The sequence below is a fragment of the Streptomyces violens genome (assembly GCF_000717745.1).
Lineage (GTDB): Bacteria > Actinomycetota > Actinomycetes > Streptomycetales > Streptomycetaceae > Streptomyces > Streptomyces violens.
On sequence record NZ_JOBH01000006.1, the window covers coordinates 167977 to 184072 of the forward strand.

General features: G+C 72.2%; 16 protein-coding genes. 12 read left to right on the forward strand and 4 right to left on the reverse strand.

What is annotated here, in order from left to right:
• Positions 1-23: 23 nt before the first annotated feature.
• The 3 genes from IF04_RS0113230 to IF04_RS0113240 are packed head-to-tail and all read left to right on the forward strand — an operon-like array spanning position 24 to position 2250.
• Positions 24-587 (forward strand): COG4315 family predicted lipoprotein, encoded by a 564-nt coding sequence (locus IF04_RS0113230; protein WP_211259799.1) that lies wholly within the window; start codon positions 24-26, stop codon positions 585-587.
• Positions 584-1705: a catalase family peroxidase gene (locus IF04_RS0113235; RefSeq protein ID WP_030255326.1), complete on the forward strand. Its 1122-nt coding sequence runs from the start codon at positions 584-586 to the stop codon at positions 1703-1705. The genes IF04_RS0113230 and IF04_RS0113235 overlap by 4 nt, the downstream gene beginning before the upstream one ends.
• The gene (locus IF04_RS0113240; RefSeq protein WP_106975587.1) at positions 1705-2250 is read left to right on the forward strand and encodes a cytochrome b; all 546 of its coding nucleotides are present in this window, start codon (positions 1705-1707) and stop codon (positions 2248-2250) included. The genes IF04_RS0113235 and IF04_RS0113240 overlap by 1 nt, the downstream gene beginning before the upstream one ends.
• Here IF04_RS0113240 and IF04_RS0113245 read toward each other — a convergent pair.
• On the reverse strand, positions 2237-3517 hold the full coding sequence (locus tag IF04_RS0113245) for a cytochrome P450 (protein WP_030255331.1): 1281 nt from the start codon (positions 3515-3517) through the stop codon (positions 2237-2239). The two genes, IF04_RS0113240 and IF04_RS0113245, sit on opposite strands and share 14 nt — an antisense overlap.
• Positions 3518-3563: 46 nt before the next feature.
• A complete protein-coding gene (locus IF04_RS0113250; protein WP_425428413.1) occupies positions 3564-4883 on the reverse strand; it encodes a glutamine synthetase family protein in 1320 nt (439 codons plus the stop codon).
• Between the two features lie 272 nt (positions 4884-5155).
• Between IF04_RS0113250 and IF04_RS0113255 the strand changes: the two genes are divergently transcribed.
• From IF04_RS0113255 to IF04_RS0113290, 8 genes are all read left to right on the forward strand, one after another.
• Positions 5156-5344 (forward strand): ferredoxin, encoded by a 189-nt coding sequence (locus IF04_RS0113255; protein ID WP_030255337.1) that lies wholly within the window; start codon positions 5156-5158, stop codon positions 5342-5344.
• Positions 5345-5347: 3 nt separating this feature from the next.
• A complete protein-coding gene (locus IF04_RS0113260; protein WP_030255340.1) occupies positions 5348-6577 on the forward strand; it encodes an NAD(P)/FAD-dependent oxidoreductase in 1230 nt (409 codons plus the stop codon).
• Between the two features lie 15 nt (positions 6578-6592).
• Positions 6593-7399: an acetoacetate decarboxylase family protein gene (locus IF04_RS0113265; RefSeq protein ID WP_030255343.1), complete on the forward strand. Its 807-nt coding sequence runs from the start codon at positions 6593-6595 to the stop codon at positions 7397-7399.
• A gap of 31 nt (positions 7400-7430) precedes the next feature.
• Entirely contained in the window at positions 7431-8894 is a 1464-nt protein-coding gene (locus tag IF04_RS0113270; protein WP_030255346.1) for an aldehyde dehydrogenase, read from the forward strand.
• Positions 8887-9804: a 3,4-dihydroxyphenylacetate 2,3-dioxygenase gene (locus IF04_RS0113275; protein ID WP_030255349.1), complete on the forward strand. Its 918-nt coding sequence runs from the start codon at positions 8887-8889 to the stop codon at positions 9802-9804. The genes IF04_RS0113270 and IF04_RS0113275 overlap by 8 nt, the downstream gene beginning before the upstream one ends.
• Positions 9797-10645, forward strand: a complete 849-nt coding sequence (locus IF04_RS0113280) for a fumarylacetoacetate hydrolase family protein (RefSeq protein WP_030255352.1) — start codon at positions 9797-9799, stop codon at positions 10643-10645. Before IF04_RS0113275 ends, IF04_RS0113280 begins: the two co-directional genes overlap by 8 nt.
• A gap of 55 nt (positions 10646-10700) precedes the next feature.
• Complete coding sequence (locus tag IF04_RS0113285; protein WP_037959272.1) at positions 10701-11336, forward strand: TetR/AcrR family transcriptional regulator; 636 nt, start codon at positions 10701-10703, stop codon at positions 11334-11336.
• Between the two features lie 97 nt (positions 11337-11433).
• The gene (locus IF04_RS0113290) at positions 11434-13239 is read left to right on the forward strand and encodes a bifunctional metallophosphatase/5'-nucleotidase (protein WP_030255358.1); all 1806 of its coding nucleotides are present in this window, start codon (positions 11434-11436) and stop codon (positions 13237-13239) included.
• A 33-nt stretch (positions 13240-13272) separates the two neighbouring features.
• Here IF04_RS0113290 and IF04_RS0113295 read toward each other — a convergent pair whose 3' ends face one another.
• Both IF04_RS0113295 and IF04_RS0113300 read right to left on the reverse strand, forming a co-directional pair.
• Positions 13273-14160, reverse strand: coding sequence for a serine hydrolase (locus IF04_RS0113295; RefSeq protein ID WP_425428410.1), 888 nt, complete (start codon positions 14158-14160; stop codon positions 13273-13275).
• Between the two features lie 23 nt (positions 14161-14183).
• Positions 14184-15050: a LysR family transcriptional regulator gene (locus tag IF04_RS0113300; protein ID WP_030255363.1), complete on the reverse strand. Its 867-nt coding sequence runs from the start codon at positions 15048-15050 to the stop codon at positions 14184-14186.
• Between the two features lie 96 nt (positions 15051-15146).
• Between IF04_RS0113300 and bla the strand changes: the two genes are divergently transcribed.
• Positions 15147-16061: a class A beta-lactamase gene (gene bla, locus IF04_RS0113305; RefSeq protein ID WP_030255366.1), complete on the forward strand. Its 915-nt coding sequence runs from the start codon at positions 15147-15149 to the stop codon at positions 16059-16061.
• Positions 16062-16096: the final 35 nt, after the last annotated feature.

The following is a 16096-nucleotide window of genomic DNA, read 5'->3' on the forward strand; positions in this document are numbered from 1 at the left end:
CGCGACACGGACGGAGTACGTCAATGGGTGAGATGACGGGCGAGACGACGGGCGAGCAGGGGAGCCGGCGGACGGGCGGTCGCCGGGGAGCCGCGCGGGCCGGGCTCGGCCTCGCGGTGGGCGTCGGCGCCGCGCTGCTGCTGGCGGCGTGCGGGGGCGGTGGGGAAGCGGGCGGCGACGAGGCGAAGACGGGCTCCTCGGCCAAGCCCTCGGCGACGGTCCCGGCCGAGGGCGGGAAGCAGGACGCCGAGCTGGCCACCCGGACGACCGAGCTGGGCAAGGTGCTGACCGACGGCCGCGGCTACACGCTGTACACCTTCGACAAGGACACCGCGAAGACCTCGGCCTGCACCGGGAAGTGCGCCGCGCTCTGGCCGCCGGTGACCGGGACCCCGCAGGGCGGCGCCGGCCTCCCCGAGGACACGGGCACGCTGAAGCGGCCCGACGGCGCCACCCAGGCCACGTACGACGGCCACGCGCTGTACCGCTTCGCCAAGGACACCGCCCCCGGCAAGACCGCCGGCGACGGCGTCAAGGGAGTGTGGCACGCCGTGGTGATCGCCCCGGCCACTGACGGTGCGTCATGAGCGAGGGCGCCACACCGCCGCCGGTGACACCGCACCGCCCGGAACTCAGCCGCCGGAGCGCCCTGCTAGGGCTCGCGGCGATCGGCGGCGTCGGCACGGCGGGCATCGGCGGACTCGCCTACGCCGGCGGCCGGTTCCCCGCCGACCGGCTGACACCGGCCCGGTTCGCGGACCGCTTCGAGCAGGTCTACGGGAAGCACGCCGGGTTCCGGCGCAACCACGCGAAGGGCGTGAGCGCCTCCGGGTACTTCACCGCCAACGGAGCGGGTGCGGCGGTGTCCAGGGCCACCGTGTTCGTGCCCGGGCGCACCCCCGTGACCGGCCGGTTCTCCCTGTCGGGCGGGCTGCCGGACGCGCCCGATGCCGCTCCCACCGTCCGAGGGCTCGGGCTGCTCTTCCCACTGCCGGACGGCGAGCAGTGGCGCACCGCGATGATCAACCTCCCGGTCTTCCTGGACCGCACTCCGCAGGGCTTCTATGCGCGGATGCTCGCGGCCCAACCACTGCCGGGAACGGGCAAGCCGGACCCGGAGAAGATGGCCGCCTTTCTCGCCGAGCACCCCGAGACCGCCAAGGCGATGGCCGTCGTCAAGCGGCACCCGCCCACGTCCGGCTTCGACGACAGCACCTACAACGCCCTGAACGCCTTCCGCTGCACCAATGAAGCGGGCGACACCGTCCCCGTGCGCTGGGCGCTGAAGCCGGCCGGGCCGGTCCGCCCCGCCGATACCAACGCACCGCCGCCGGGCCGCGACCACCTCTTCGACGCGCTGATCGCCAAGGTCGCGCAGAATCCCCTGCGTTGGCGCCTGCTGCTGACGGTCGGCAGACCTGGCGACCCCACGGACGACGCCACCGCGCCGTGGCCCGGCGACCGCCGCACGATCGACGCCGGGACGCTGACGATCGACTCCGTACAGACCGAGGCGGCCGGCAACGCCCGGGACGTCAACTTCGATCCGCTGATCCTCCCGGACGGGATAGCGGCGTCGGACGACCCGCTGCTCAGCGCCCGTTCGGCGGTCTACTCCCAGTCGTTCACCCGCAGAGCGGGCGAGCCGAAGACATCGAGCCCGGTCGATGTGGCAAAGGCGCAGCAGACACAGAAGGGGCAGTGATGAGCGGAACGGAGAAGTTCGGCGTCCTCGCCCGCGTACTGCACTGGGGGATGGCGGTGATGGTCGTCGCCATGCTGTTCATCGGCGCCGCCATGGTGGCCTCCCCGACCGCCTACGACGCGCTGCAGGACGTCCACCGGCCACTCGGGATGCTGATCCTCGTCTTCACCGTGGTGCGGTTCGTGAACCGGCTCCGGCACCGGCCGCCGACCCTCCCGCCGGCCATGGGCCGGTGGGAACGCGTGGCGGCGAAGGGCTCGGAGTATCTGCTCTACGCCCTGATGTTCACGCTGCCGCTGATCGGCTGGGGCATGCTGTCGGCGGCCGGGTACCCCATTGTGCTGTACGGGCCGCTGCGCCTGCCGGGCCTCCTGCCGTCCGACCCGGCCCTGTACGCGATGCTGCGGCAGGCGCACACGGTACTGGCGTACCTGCTCTTCGCGGCCTTCCTGACGCACGCGTGCGCGGTGCTGTTCCACACCCTCGTGCTGCGTGACCGGCTGCTCGGCCGTATGGGATTCAGGATGACGTTCAGGCGAGGGTGACCTCGACCGGCAGCTTCTTGATGCCGTTGACGAAGTTGGAGCGGACACGGGGGACTTCGCCGGTGACGCGGATGTCGGCGATCCGCGGGATCAGCTCCTCGAACATGATGCGCATCTCGGTGCGGGCGAGGAGGTTGCCCAAGCATAGGTGCGGGCTGCCCTTGCCGAAGGTGACGTGGTCGTTGTTCTCGCGGGCCACGTCGAAGTCGTAGGGGTTGCCGAAGACCTGCTCGTCGCGGTTGCCGGAGGCGTACCACATGACGACCTTGTCGCCTTCCTTGATGCGCTTGCCGCCGAGCTCGACGTCGCGGGTGGCGGTGCGGCGGAAGTGGTACACGGGCGAGGCCCAGCGCAGGAACTCCTCGACCGCCGTGGGGATGAGCGAGGGGTCCTTGCGCAGCCGGTCGAGCTGGTCCGGGTTGTTGATCAGCGCGAGCATCGCGTGCGTGATGGAGTGCCGGGTGGTCTCGTTGCCCGCGACGACGAGCAGCAGGAAGTAGTTGTCGAAGTCCTGGGCGGAGAGCGGGACGCCGTCCCGCGGGGTCTGGTTGACCAGCCGGGAGACCAGGTCGGTGCCGTCGCCGCCGCGCCGCTGCCGGGCCAGCTCGCGCCCGTACTCGAAGACCTCCAGGGAGGCGGGGGAGCGGAACGGCAGATCGCGGTACTGCTCGCTCTCCTCGCTCTCCAGCAGCACATCGGCGTAGTCGGGGTCGGTGTGGCCGATGATGCGGTTGCCCCAGTCGATGAGCTGCTGGTTGTCCTCCGGCGGCACGTCCAGCAGCCGGGCGAGGACGTTGATGGGGAAGTCGGCGGAGACCTCGCGCACGAAGTCGAAGCTGCGCTTGGTGAGCGCGGCGTCCAGCGTCTTCGCGGTCAGCCCGCGCAGGAAGTCGGCGTACTGGTTGATGACGCTCGCGCCGAACTGGCGCTGCAGCAGGCTGCGCATCGCGCGGTGCCGGACGCCGTCCAGCTCCAGCATCGAGGCGCGCCTCTTGATCTGGTCCTCGTCGACCTCTTCGAGATTGACGAACTTGGTCGAGGTGAAGGTCTCCGCGTCCCGGTCGACGCGGGCGATGTCCGCGTGCCGGGTGACCGACCAGAAGCCGGAGTTGGGCGCCTCCTCCGGCTGCCAGTGGACCGGGTCGTGGTGGCGCAGGGTGTGGAACATCCGCCACGGGGTGATGCCGTCGGTGAAGTTGTCCAGGTCGGCGAGGTTCACCTCGTCCAGGGGGAGCGGCTCGTGGACGTCGGGCAGGGTGCTGGTCATCGGTGGCTCCTTGCGGGTGCGGTGCGGGTGCGGGTGGGCGCGTGGGTCAGAGGTGGTACGCGTACTCGGTGAACTCCCAGTCCGTGACGTACTGCTGGAAGCGGGCGACCTCGTCGCGTTTGTAGGCGAGGAAGGCCGCGGCGAAACCCTTGCCGAGGACCGCGGTGAGCGCGGTGTCGGCCTCGAAGGCGTCGAGCGCCGCGGGCAGTGTCATCGGCAGGGTCGCGGCCTTGGTGGTGTCGTAGCCGTAGCCCTCCAGGGGCGCGGGTGGCTCTTGGCCGGCGCGCACGCCGAGCAGCGCGGCCGCGAGGGTGCCCGCGAGCAGGAGGTACGGGTTGGCGCTGGCGTCGGCGAGACGCAGTTCGAAGCGGGCGCCCGCCCCGCGCTCGGGCGGGATGCGGACCATGGCGCTGCGGTTGTCCAGGCCCCAGTCGATCAGCCAGGGGGCGAGGGTGTCGGGCCCGAACCGCTTGTAGGAGTTGACCGTGGGGTTGAGGAGTGCGGTCAGCGCGGGGGCGTGGGCGAGGACGCCGGCGATCGCGTGCCGGGCCGTTGCGGAGAGCCCGTGTGGCGCGCCGGGGTCGTCGAAGGTGTTGCGGCCTTCGCCGTCCAGGCAGGAGACATGGGCGTGGAAGCCCGAACCGCCCTCGTCGCTGAAGGGCTTGGCCATGAAGGTGGCCAAGCGGCCTTCGGTGCGGGCGAGTTCCTTGACGGCGGCCTTGAAGCGGAAGGCCCGGTCGGCGGCGTCGAGCGCGGGGGAGTGGGTCAGATTGATCTCGAACTGGCCCGGGCTGAACTCGTGGTTGCCCATGCTGGCGCCGACGCCGAGGTCGCGCAACTGCCGCAAAGTGCGCAGCAGATGGCCGTCCGGGTCGCCGCGGCGGCCCGCGGTGTAGACATTGCCGGGGGCCTCGCCGTACCGCTTCCAGCCCGAGGGCGAGCCGGGGTCCGGGTCGCACAGGAAGTACTCCAGCTCGGGGCCGACCACCGGGGCCAGCCCCTCCTCGGTGCACTGGGCGAGCACGTGGCGGAGCAGGTCGCGGGGGGATTCCGGGGCGGGCGAGCCGGTGGCGGGGTCGAGTACGTCGCCGAGGCACCAGGCGACGCCCGGCTCCCAGGGCAGTGGGGTCAGCGTGGACAGGTCCGGGCGGACGGCGATGTCGGGCAGGCCGGCGTCCAGGCCGCCCGCGACCTCGACGACATCGCCCTGCGGGCTGGTGTGGTAGACGGCCCGGCAGAAGGCGAGGCCGTGGTCGCAGGCCGAGGGCAGGTGTTCCAACAGGACGTCGCGGGCGCGGTCGGTGCCGATGAGATCGGGATAGGCGACGCGGATGACGTCGATGCCGTCGGCGGCGAGTCGGTCCATGTGCTGTTGGATCGCGGGGAAATCGGGAGCGCTCACCAGTGTCTCCTCGGAGGGGCGGGAACGGTGGCGGGGAAGGACCGGGGCCGCGCTGAGTGAGGCCCTGCCAGTCATTTGACGCCAAACGGTAGGGAACGTCTGCGGGCCCCGCAAGAGGCGGGCGGCAAAAATTTATCCATGCGGATAGGTGTTGACCAGGAGCCGCGGCCTTCCTATGTTGTTTGATGCCAAACGACTTATCGGTTCACCACTGTTCCACCACCAGGAGGCCGGCCATGAAGGTCGTCGTCGACATGAACAAGTGCCAGGACCACGGCCAGTGCGTCTTCGCAGCCCCCGACGTCTTCCACCTCGACGCGGACGGGCACCTCGGCTACGTCAGCGACCCCGACGACGCACTGCGCGAGGACGTCGAGGAAGCCGCCGACGTCTGCCCGCTGCAGGCCATCCGGATCGAGGACTGACCGATGGCCGCCCGCATCGTGGTGGCCGGCGCCGCCATGGCCGGCCTGCGCGCCGCCGAGCAGCTGCGCGCCGCCGGCTTCACCGGCCCGCTCACCCTGATCGGCGACGAGCCGCACATGCCGTACAACCGCCCGCCGCTCTCCAAGGAAGTCCTCGCGGGCAAAGCCCCCTTCGACTCCCTCGCTTTCCGGCCCCGCGCCAGCGTCGCCGACGTGGCATGGCGCCTCGGCACTCGGATCACCGCCGCCCGGCTCGCCGAGCGGACCGTGGAGCTGGCGGACGGCGAGCAACTGGCCTTCGACGGCCTGGTGATCGCCACCGGCACGCGGCCCCGGCGGCTGCGCTGCCCCGGCCCTGCCACCGGCCGGCACACCGTCCGCACCCTCGCCGACGCCCAGGGCCTGCGCGCCGCGCTGACCCGGCCCGGCGCCCGGGTCGTCGTGGTCGGCGCCGGCTTCATCGGCTGCGAGGTCGCCGCCACCGCCGTCGGCCTCGGCGCCGCCGAGGTCACCGTCGTCGACCCCGAACCCCTGCCGATGCTGCGCCCCCTCGGCGAACTGCCCGCCCGACTGCTGCTCCGCCGGCACGAGGAACGCGGCGTACGCTTCGCGCTCGGTACCGGCGTCACCGCATTCGAGGGCGACGAGCACGTCACCGGCGTCGTACTCGGGGACGGCAGGGTGCTCCCCGCCGACGTCGTGGTCGAGGCGGTCGGCTCGGTGGCCAACACCGAATGGCTGGCCGGCAACGGCCTGGACCTGACCGACGGCGTACGCACCGACGCACTGCTCCGGGCCGGCGACCTGCCGTACGCGGTCGCCGTAGGAGACGTCGCCCGCTTCCCCAACGCCCGCTACGACAACGTCCCGCGCCGCGTCGAGCACTGGTCGATCCCCGGCGACACCGCCAAGCGCGCGGCCAGGACCCTCGCCGCCCACCTCGCCGGTGCCGAGCCCGACCCCGCCCCCTTCGCGCCGCTCCCCACCTTCTGGAGCGACCAGCACGACTTCCGGCTGCAGTCCTTCGGCGCCCCGTCCCTCGGCCTGGACGACATCCGCGTCCTGGCCGGCGACCCGGACGGCGACCCCACCGGTGACGTCGTCGTGGGCTACCACGCCGACGGTCGGCTGGTCGGCGTCCTCGCCCTCGGCGGCCCGGCCGCCGCCTCCGGAGCCGCCCGATACCGCGCCGAACTGCTCCAGCAGCCGGCCCCCAGCACCCAGCACGCCTGAAGGAGCCCGACCACCATGGCCAGCGTCCGCGGTTACTTCCACCCCAAGACGGCGACCGGTTCCGCCTCGCTCATCCCCTCGCCCCCCTGGCACTACTCCGGCGACCTCCTCACCGTCGAGTACCGCACCGACCCCGCGCGCGTCCGCGAGCTGCTGCCCGAACCGCTCGGACTCGCCGAGGAGGACCCCGGCGCCGTCGCCCTCATCTGGGCCGACTGGCAGTCCTGCGCCGCCTCGGGGGAAGAACTGCTCGATCCCGTACGCGCCCAGTACAAGGAAGCCTTCGCGGTCGTCCGCTGCTCCTACAAGGGCCGTACGTACTCCCGTTGCGTGTACATCTGGGTCGACAAGGACTTTGCGATCGCCCGCGGGCTGCACCAGGGCTACCCGAAGAAGCTCGGCTCGATCCACCAGACCCGTCCGCACCCCTACGGCCCGGCGCCGCGCATCGAAGCGGGCGCCCGCTTCGGCGCCACGCTCGCCGCAGCGGACCGGCGCCTCGCGCAGGCCGTCGTGACGCTGCGCGAGGAGTCGGAGAGCAACGGCTTCGTCAACGGCCACCCGATGGCCCACCACCGCTGGCTCCCGGCCATCGAGCCCGGCAAGGGCCTCGCCCTGGACGAGCTGATCGAGAGCGGCGCCGCGTCGTTCGAGGCCGGCCCCGCCTGGCGCGGCGACGCCGAACTGGAGCTGTTCGAGGCGCCCACCGAGGAGCTGGCCCGGCTGGAGATCCGCGAGCCGATCGCCGCGTACTACCGCCAGGTCGGCGTCGTCTGGAACGGCGGCACGCTCCTGGAGTCCGGCACCTCCGCCGCCGAGTAATGCACTACAACCACCCTTCGGGAGACCGGACATGACCGCACACCGCACCACCGTCGCCGGCGTCGCCGTCGACACCCGGCACTGGATCGGCGGCACCCGCGTCGCCTCCGCCGCCACCTTCACCGATGTCTCGCCGGTCGACGGCGCGGCCCTGGGCGAGATCGCCCGCGGCACCGCGACGGAGGCCGAAGTGGCCGTCGCCGCCGCGAAGGAGGCGTTCCCCGGCTGGGCCGCCACCCCGCGCGCCGAACGCGCCCGCATCCTGCACGCCATCGCCGACGGCGTCGAGAAGCGCATCGAGGACCTGGCGATCGTCGAGACCACCGACAACGGCGCGCTGCTGCGCTCGCACCGCCGCGGCGTGATGCCCCGCGTCGCCCACAACTTCCGCTTCTTCGCCGACTGGCTCCTGAAGCTGGAGCACGAAGACTTCGAGACTCGCGGCCACACCAACCACGTCTCCTGGGACCCGGCGGGCCCCTGCGTACTGATCACGCCGTGGAACGCGCCGCTGATGCTCGCGAGCTGGAAGATCGCCCCGGCGCTCGCCGCCGGCAACACGGTGATCCTCAAGCCCGCCGAGTGGACCCCGCTCACCGCCTCCCTCCTCGCCGACATCGCGCACGAAGCGGGCCTGCCCGCCGGCGTTTTCAACGTTGTCCAGGGTTACGGTGCCGAGGCGGGCAGCGCCCTGGTCTCCCACCCCGACGTGCGCCGCATCAGCTTCACCGGTTCGGTCCCCACCGCGAAGACCATCGCGGCCGCCGCTGCCGCCCACCTCGTACCGGCCAGTTTCGAGCTTGGCGGCAAGTCCCCGCTGCTGGTCTTCGCCGACGCCGAGCTGGACCTCGCCGTCGACCTGGCGGTGGAGCAGTACGACAACGCCGGGCAGGTCTGCCTGGCCGCGACCCGCCTCCTCGTCGAGTCCTCGGTGGCCGAGGAGTTCACCCGCCGCTTTGTCGCGAAGGCCGCCGGGCTGCGGCAGGGCGATCCGCGCGACGAGGCCACCGACATCGGGCCCAACATCCACCCCCGCCAGCTGGAGAAGATCGACGGCTTCGTGCAGCGGGCGCTCGCCGCCGGGGCGCGTGCGGTGATCGGCGGACACCGCAAGGACGGTCAGTACTACGCGCCCACCCTCCTCACCGACGTCGCCCAGGACTCCGAGATCGTCCAGGAGGAGGTCTTCGGCCCGGTCCTCACCCTGCAGACCTTCGAGACCGAGGAGGAAGCGGTCCGGCTCGCCAACGACACCCGCTTCGGCCTCGCCGCGACCGTCGCCACCGGCGACCAGGAGCGTGCCGAGCGCGTCACCGGACAGTTGGTCGCCGGCACCGTCTGGGTCAACTGCTTCTTCGTCCGCGACCTCCAGGCCCCCTTCGGCGGCTCCCGCGAGTCCGGCGTCGGCCGCGAGGGCGGCACCTGGAGCTTCGACTTCTACTGCGACCTCAAGAACACCGTCACCTCGCCGAAGGGCTGGCGCGACCATGGGTGAGATCGTCGGCGCCGGGCTGCTCGCCCACGTCCCCACCATCGTGCTGCCGGAGGAGACCCGGCGGGAGCTGAACGAGGGCAAGGAGATCACCCTCGTCACCGGCCTGCGGCAGCTCCGTAAGGACGTCTTCGAGACCGCCGACTACGACACCGTCGTCGTCCTGGACTCGCACTGGGCCACCACCGTCGAATTCGTCGTCTCCGCCCAGCAGCGCCGGGCCGGTCTCTTCACCTCCGAAGAGCTGCCGCGCGGCATGTGCCGGATGCCGTACGACTACCCCGGCGACCCCGAACTCGCCGCCAACATCGCCCAGTTCGCCGACAAACACGGCACCTGGATCACCCCGATCGACGACGAGTACCTGCCGGTCTACTACGCCACGATCAACCTCTGGAAGCACCTCGGCGAGGGCCTCCCCGACAAGAAGTGGATCTCCATCGGCGTCTGCCAGACCGGCGACATGGAGGACCATCTGCGCCTCGGCCGCGCCCTCGCCGACGGCATCGCCGCCACCGAGGGCCGCAAGGTCCTGGTGATCGCCTCCGGCGCCCTCTCGCACACCTTCTGGCCGCTGCGGCAGCTCCGCGACCACGAGGCCAGCGACCCCGTCCACATCTTCACCCCCGAGGCGCGCGCCGCCGACGAGCAGCGCATCGCCTGGTTCAAGGACGGCCGCCACGACGAGGTGCTGCGCACCATGCCGGACTTCTGGAAGTACAAGCCGGAGGCGAAGTTCTTCCACTACCTGATGCTGGCCGGCGCGCTGGGCGAGGCGGCCTGCACCGCCCGCGGGCGCCAGTACGGGGAGTACGAGAACTCCGTCGGCACCGGCCAGGTCCATCTGTGGTTCGACCGTCCCGCGGACGGCTGGACCGCGCCCCGCCCCTCCAAGGAGACCACCCATGCCTGAGTACCGCCGTATCCTCCTCGACGGCGCCGTCGTCGAGACCGTCCGCGAGGGCGAGGAGCTGGTGGCCGGTGACGGCCGCCGCGTCAAGATCGACGACGCCCGGCACCTGCCGCCCGTCGTCCCCTCCAAGGTCATCGCGGTCCACCTCAACCACCGCAGCCGGGTCGCTGAGTTCCAGATCAAGCTGCCCGCGACCCCCACCTACTTCCACAAGCCGACCTCCGCCCTCAACTCCCACCAGGGCGCGATCGTCCGCCCCGAGGGCTGCAAGTGGCTGAACTACGAGGGCGAGGTCGCCATCGTCATCGGGAAGACCGCGCGCAACATCTCCCAGGCCGAGGCGGGGGAGTACATCGCGGGCTACACCGTCGCCAACGACTACGGCCTGCACGACTTCCGCGACACCGACGCCGGCTCCATGCTCCGCGTCAAGGGCTCCGACACCCTCTGCCCGCTCGGCCCCGGCCTCGTCACCGACTGGGACTTCCGCGGCAAGTACCTCCGCACCTACGTCAACGGCGAGCTCGTCCAGGACGGCTCCACCGACGAGATGGAGTGGGACATGCACTACCTCGTCGCCGACATCGCCCGCACCATCACCCTGTACCCCGGCGACGTCCTGCTCTCCGGTACGCCCGCCAACTCCCGGCCCGTACAGCCCGGCGACGTCGTCGAGGTCGAGGCCGAGGGCCTGGGCCGGCTCACCAACCACATCGTGACCGGCCCGGCCGCGATCCGCGGCGACGTCGGCGCCCAGCCCACCGAGTCCGAGGAGGTCCGCTCCACCGCGCTCGGCGGCGACTGGGAGTTCCGCGGCATCCGCCCGCCGAAGCGGGGCTGATGGACGGCTCGGCGGGCCGCCCGGGGCCGCGTGACCTGTGGATAGGCTGGCCGGCATGACGGAAGCAGCCAAGCAGGCACGCGGCCGCCGCGGCCACCGGGAGGTGGGGTACGGCGAGGGTCGCGACGCCCTGCTCAACGCGGCGGTACGGGTCGTGGCGCGGGGCGGCCTGCGCAAGCTGACCTACCGGGCGGTCGCCGAGGAGGCCGGCGTCACCCACGGCCTGGTCGTGCACCACTTCGGGTCCCGCGACGCGCTCATCGAGGAGGCGCTGGGGTACGTCGTGCGGCAGAGCCTGAGCAGCAGCCTGCTGGAGCCGGGCACCGGCAGGCCCGAGGACTTCGCGGCCGGCGTCTCCGCGATGGTCGAGACCGGGCCCGACCTCCAGGCGTTCCAGTACGAGCTGCTGCTCGAAGCGCGCCGCCGCCCGGACCTGCTGCCCCAGGTACGCGGCCTGTACGACGCCTACTTCGACGCCTCCGCACGAGAACTCTCCCGCATGCTCCCCCACGACCCGAGCCCCGCCCTCGCCCGCCTCGTCTTCGCGGCGCTGGACGGCCTGGTATTGCACCAACTGACCTTCGACGACGCGGCAAGCACCGGGGCAGCGCTCGACGAACTCCGTTCCTTGCTGGGGCGACTGGCGACTGCGGAAGAGGAGACGACCGCGGAAGAGGAGACAGCACCATGAACGACCACCCACCCCACCGGCGGGCTTGCAACTCCTTTGGGTGAAGCCGTGATCGGGGATCTCCACGGGGCGGGCGGAGATCCCTAATCTCGTCAATATGTCGATTTATTCGGACCGTTCGGCCCGGGCGCGGCGCAATCCGCTCGTCCTGGGCCTGGTCGCCCTTCTGGCCATCTCCCTCGCCGCCGCCGCGGGCGGACCCGCCGCTTCCGCACCGGGAGAGCGCGCTCCCGCCGACGGCACCGTGCCCGTTCAGTTCCTCGCGCTCAACGACCTGCACGGCAACCTCGAACCGGTCGACGGCCCCGCCGGCGCCGTCACCCGGCGTACGGAGACCGGCGACCTGGAGCAGTCCCAGGCCGGCGGCGTGGCCCAGCTGGCGACCCTGGTGAAGCGGGCCAAGGAGGGGCAGCCGAACAGCCTGACCGTCGGGGCCGGTGACATCATCGGCGGCAGCCCGCTGCTGTCGGCGAACTTCCACGACGAGCCGACCGTGGACGCCATGGAGCAGCTCGGCCTCGACGTCGCCTCCGTGGGCAACCACGAGTTCGACGAGGGGCCCGACGAACTGCTGCGCATCGTCAAGGGCGGCTGCCACCCTGAGGACGGCTGCGCGGTGCCGGCGAAGCCGTACGACGGGACCGCCTTCCCGTACCTCGCCGCCAACGTCACCCGCAAGGGCAGCGAGAAGCCGCTGCTGCCCCCGTACTGGATCAAGACGCTGCCCGGGGGCGAGCGCATCGGCTTCATCGGCCTGATCACCCGGCACGCGCCGGACTCGATCTCCGCGTCCCGGATCAAGGACGTGGAGTTCCACGACGAGACGGCGACCATCGCCCGCTACGCGCACGAACTGGACCGGCTCGGCGTCAAGGCCCAGGCCGTCCTCATCCACGAGGGCGGCGCGCACAACGGCGTCAAGCCGTACAACGAGGACTGCGACGCACAGGGACCGGCCGCCGGGCTGCAGGAGCCGATCAAGGACATCGCCCGGAAGGCCGCGCCCGAGGTCGACCTCATCATCAGCGGTCACTCCCACGAGCCGTACGTGTGCAGCGTCCCCGACCCCGCGGGGCGGCCGCGCATCGTGACGCAGGCGGCCTCCTTCGGCCGCACCTTCACCGACGTACGCTTCGGCCTCGACCCGCGGACGAAGGACGTGGACCGCGACTCCGTCCACGCCGTCAACCGGCCCGTGGACACCGCCACGCCCCAGGACCCCGACATGGCCCGGCTCATCGCCACGTGGCGGGAGCGCTCCGCCGACCTGGAGAACAAGCCGGTCGGCTACATCACGGGCGACCTGCCGGGCCGCGGTTCCACGGCTCCCGAGCGCCCGCTCGGCGACGTGATCGCCGACGCGCAGGCCGAGGCCACCCGCGGCGACCGCGCGCAGCTCGCCCTCGTACAGCCCGGCGCGATCCGTGCCGACATCACGTACAAGGCGGCGGGGAAGGAGGGGGACGGCGTGGTGACCTACGCCGAGGCGTTCCGCGCCGCGCCGTTCGAGACCCCGCTGGTGACCATGACCCTCACCGGCAAGCAGCTCGTCACCGCACTGCGGCAGGGCTTCTCCGGCGGCAACGAGACGTCCCCGCGCTTCCTCCAGCCGTCCGCCGCCCTGCGCTACTCGGTGGACCTGAGCCGCAGCGGCGCCGACCGGCTCCTCGCCGACAGCGTCCGCGTCGCCGGGCAGCCCGTGCGCGACGGCGACAACTACCGCGTCACGGTCAATGAGTTCCTCTCCGACGGCGGCGACGGCTTCCGCGTCCTGAAGGACGGCACCGACCGAGACAGCGGCACGACCGACACCGCCTCCCTCGTCGACCACCTGCTGAACCACAGCTCGCCCGAGCACCCGCTCGACCCGCCCAAGGCGGAACGGATCACGGTACGGGACTGAGAGCCGCGCCCGGGACGGGGAACGCGGGCCCGGTCACGTGCCCGCGTTCCCCCGCAGCTCCTCCACCGCGGTACGGGCCGCCGCGCCGATCACCGCGTCGGCCCGGGGCAACACGCTGTCGGCGCGCGCCGCTTGGGTGAAGACCACGGCGGTGTATGTACTGCCGTCGGGCAGTTCGACCACCCCCGCCTCGTGCCGCATCGAGCCGAACGTGCCCGTCTTGCCCGACACGGTCACGTCGTCGTACGGGAAACCGGACGCCAGCCGGTGGCGCCACGGCTGGCGGCCCATGACCTCGCGCATGAACGCGCAGCGCTCGGGGGATGCGGCTCGCCCGGTCCAGATCGCCCGCAGCAGCCGCGCCATGTCGGCGGGTGTGGAGGCGGCCTTCGACAAGGGGTTGTAGACGACCTCGGGCACGGTGTCGTCGTTGCTGGTCAGCCGCGCCATCGCGGCCGGCAGCGAGTCCGTGCCGGTCTCCGTGAGCAGCCGGTCCCAGGTGCCCGCGACGCCGCCGTGGATACGGGTGTCCGGCATATCGAGGTCGCGGCAGACCTCGTCGACCGCTGCGGTGCCGACCGTGCGGAGCAGCGCGTCGGCCGCCGTGTTGTCGGAGACGCTCATCATCATGACCACCAGGTCGCGCAGCGACATCGTGACGGCGTCCCGCAGGATCGAGATGCCGGTGGGACCGGCGACCCGGTCCGGCGGCTCCAGGGTCAGCCGCTCGCGCGGGTCGAGCTCTCCGGCGTCCGCCAGCCGGCAGAAGGCCACCATCAGCGGCACCTTGTAGACGGACCCCATGGGCACCGCCTCGTCCGGGTCGATGGTCACCTGCGCGGAGGGCCGGTCCAGCTCCGCCACATGCAGCCAGCCGCGCACGCCCGCGTCGGCGAACATCTCGCGGATCGTGCGCTCCACGCCGCTTCCCCGCCTCGTCCCGCTCATGTCGCCGCCTGCCGTTCGAGGGTGTCCACCAGCAGTTGGGCGGTGTCCGCGGTGTCCGCCGCTTCCGGCCGCCGCGGGTCCCACACCACCCGCAGCCGCAGCGGCAGCGCCGGATCGGTCGCCGGTCTGCGCTCCACGCCGTCGGCGGTCAGCGTCGCGTCGGCGGTGACCAGTACCGCCTGTCCCGCCGCGACGAGCGCGAGCCCGGCGCGCTCGTCGGACACCACGACGGTCTCCACCCGCCGCCCGCGGCTGGCCAGTGTGTCGACGAACAGGTCGTGGGCCGCGGGCGCCTCCTCGCGGGGCCGCACGGCGACGGGCAGCCCACCGGCCGGGGCCCGGCCGTGCGGGGCGGCGGGGGAGAGCACCCAGCTCGGGAACAGCACCACCCGCCCGGCCGCCAGGCCGTGCAGCACCGCCGGATGCCGGATCACGGCGAGGTCGAGCCGGCCCGCCGCGACGTCGGAGAGCAGCGTGGCGGTCGGTGCCGTCAGCACGCTTATGCGGTTCTGTTCCCCCGCGCGTACCGGCGCCGCCGCCACGGCCGCCGCGAGGCCCGCCGGTACCTCCGGCGCCAGGCCGAGCCGGAGCCTGCGGCCGTCGGCGTGCTCCCGGGCGCCGATCTCCCGCAGCTCCCCGAGCGCGGCGAGCGCCCTGCGCGCGTGCGGCAGCAGCAGCGCCCCCTCGTCGGTCAGGACGACGCCCCGGGTGCGGTCGAACAGCCGCACCCCGAGCAGCGCCTCCAGCCGCCGCAGCCCCTGCGACAGGGGCGGCTGGGTGATCCCCACCCGCTGCGCTGCGGCCCCGAAGTGCTCCTCCTCCGCCAGCGCCACGAAGATTTCCAAGTGCCGTTCCGTCAGCATTCCACTCCTGTGGCGTGCGGCGATATCTCCTGCGAATCGATCAAGAGTCGAGAGCATATTCGACATGGCAGCGAGAGCCGCGTTTCACTCTGGGCCATGACACAAGTACGTCCTTCCCGACGCACGGTTCTGGCCCTCGGCGCGGGCACCGCGCTGGCCGCCACGCTCCCCGCGTGCGGCACGGCAACCGCCGAAGTACCGCACGGCAAGGGACTCTCCGGGCAGCTGAAGCGACTCGAGCGGGAGCATGCCGCGCGGCTGGGGGTGTTCGCCCGCGACCTGGCCACCGGCCGCACGGTGCGGTACCGCGCGGACGAGCGCTTCCCGATGTGCTCGGTGTTCAAGGGCCTCGCCGCCGCTGCCGTTCTGCGCGACCTCGACCACGACGGCGAGTTCCTGGCCAAGCGCATCCACTACACCAAGAAGTACGTCACGGACGCCGGCTACGCCCCGATCAGCAGCGAGCCCCGGAACGTCGCCCACGGCATGACCGTCACCGAACTGTGCGCCGCGGCCGTCAGCCACAGCGACAACGGCGCCGCCAACCTCCTCCTCCGCGAGCTGGGCGGCCCCACGGCCATCACCCGCTTCTGCCGCTCGCTCGGGGACGACGAGACCCGGCTCGACCGGTGGGAACCCCAGCTGAACTCGGCGGAACCGTGGCGCACGACCGATACGACCACGCCCCGCGCCATCGGCACGACCTACGGCCGCCTCGTCGTCGGCCGCGCCCTCGCCGCCGAGGACCGGAAGCGGCTGAAGGACTGGCTGATCGCGAACACGACCAACACCAAGCGCTTCCGCGCCGGCCTGCCCGACGGCTGGATCACGGCGGACAAGACCGGCGGCGGAAGCGAGTACGGCGTCGCCAACGACGTGGGCGTCGCCTGGCCCCCCGGCCGTTCCCCGGTCCTGCTCTCCGTCCTGACCACCACGCACGCGCCCGAAGGCCCCTCGGACGACGCGCTGGTCGCGAAGGCCGCCGAACTGGTGGCGGCAGCGCTGGTCTGAGCCACGGCCGGGGATTCCGTATGCTGGCCGCCGCG

Excerpts from the sequence above, each read along its gene's own strand:
- IF04_RS0113270 (WP_030255346.1), top strand. The coding sequence starts at position 7,431 with ATGACCGCACACCGCACCACCGTCGCCGGCGTCGCCGTCGACACCCGG.
- IF04_RS0113275 (WP_030255349.1), top strand. The coding sequence starts at position 8,887 with ATGGGTGAGATCGTCGGCGCCGGGCTGCTCGCCCACGTCCCCACCATC.
- IF04_RS0113250 (WP_425428413.1), bottom strand. The coding sequence starts at position 4,883 with ATGGACCGACTCGCCGCCGACGGCATCGACGTCATCCGCGTCGCCTAT.
- IF04_RS0113255 (WP_030255337.1), top strand. The coding sequence starts at position 5,156 with ATGAAGGTCGTCGTCGACATGAACAAGTGCCAGGACCACGGCCAGTGC.
- IF04_RS0113245 (WP_030255331.1), bottom strand. The coding sequence starts at position 3,517 with ATGACCAGCACCCTGCCCGACGTCCACGAGCCGCTCCCCCTGGACGAG.
- IF04_RS0113280 (WP_030255352.1), top strand. The coding sequence starts at position 9,797 with ATGCCTGAGTACCGCCGTATCCTCCTCGACGGCGCCGTCGTCGAGACC.
- IF04_RS0113235 (WP_030255326.1), top strand. The coding sequence starts at position 584 with ATGAGCGAGGGCGCCACACCGCCGCCGGTGACACCGCACCGCCCGGAA.
- IF04_RS0113265 (WP_030255343.1), top strand. The coding sequence starts at position 6,593 with ATGGCCAGCGTCCGCGGTTACTTCCACCCCAAGACGGCGACCGGTTCC.
- IF04_RS0113300 (WP_030255363.1), bottom strand. The coding sequence starts at position 15,050 with ATGCTGACGGAACGGCACTTGGAAATCTTCGTGGCGCTGGCGGAGGAG.
- bla (WP_030255366.1), top strand. The coding sequence starts at position 15,147 with ATGACACAAGTACGTCCTTCCCGACGCACGGTTCTGGCCCTCGGCGCG.
- IF04_RS0113290 (WP_030255358.1), top strand. The coding sequence starts at position 11,434 with ATGTCGATTTATTCGGACCGTTCGGCCCGGGCGCGGCGCAATCCGCTC.
- IF04_RS0113260 (WP_030255340.1), top strand. The coding sequence starts at position 5,348 with ATGGCCGCCCGCATCGTGGTGGCCGGCGCCGCCATGGCCGGCCTGCGC.
- IF04_RS0113230 (WP_211259799.1), top strand. The coding sequence starts at position 24 with ATGGGTGAGATGACGGGCGAGACGACGGGCGAGCAGGGGAGCCGGCGG.
- IF04_RS0113285 (WP_037959272.1), top strand. The coding sequence starts at position 10,701 with ATGACGGAAGCAGCCAAGCAGGCACGCGGCCGCCGCGGCCACCGGGAG.
- IF04_RS0113240 (WP_106975587.1), top strand. The coding sequence starts at position 1,705 with ATGAGCGGAACGGAGAAGTTCGGCGTCCTCGCCCGCGTACTGCACTGG.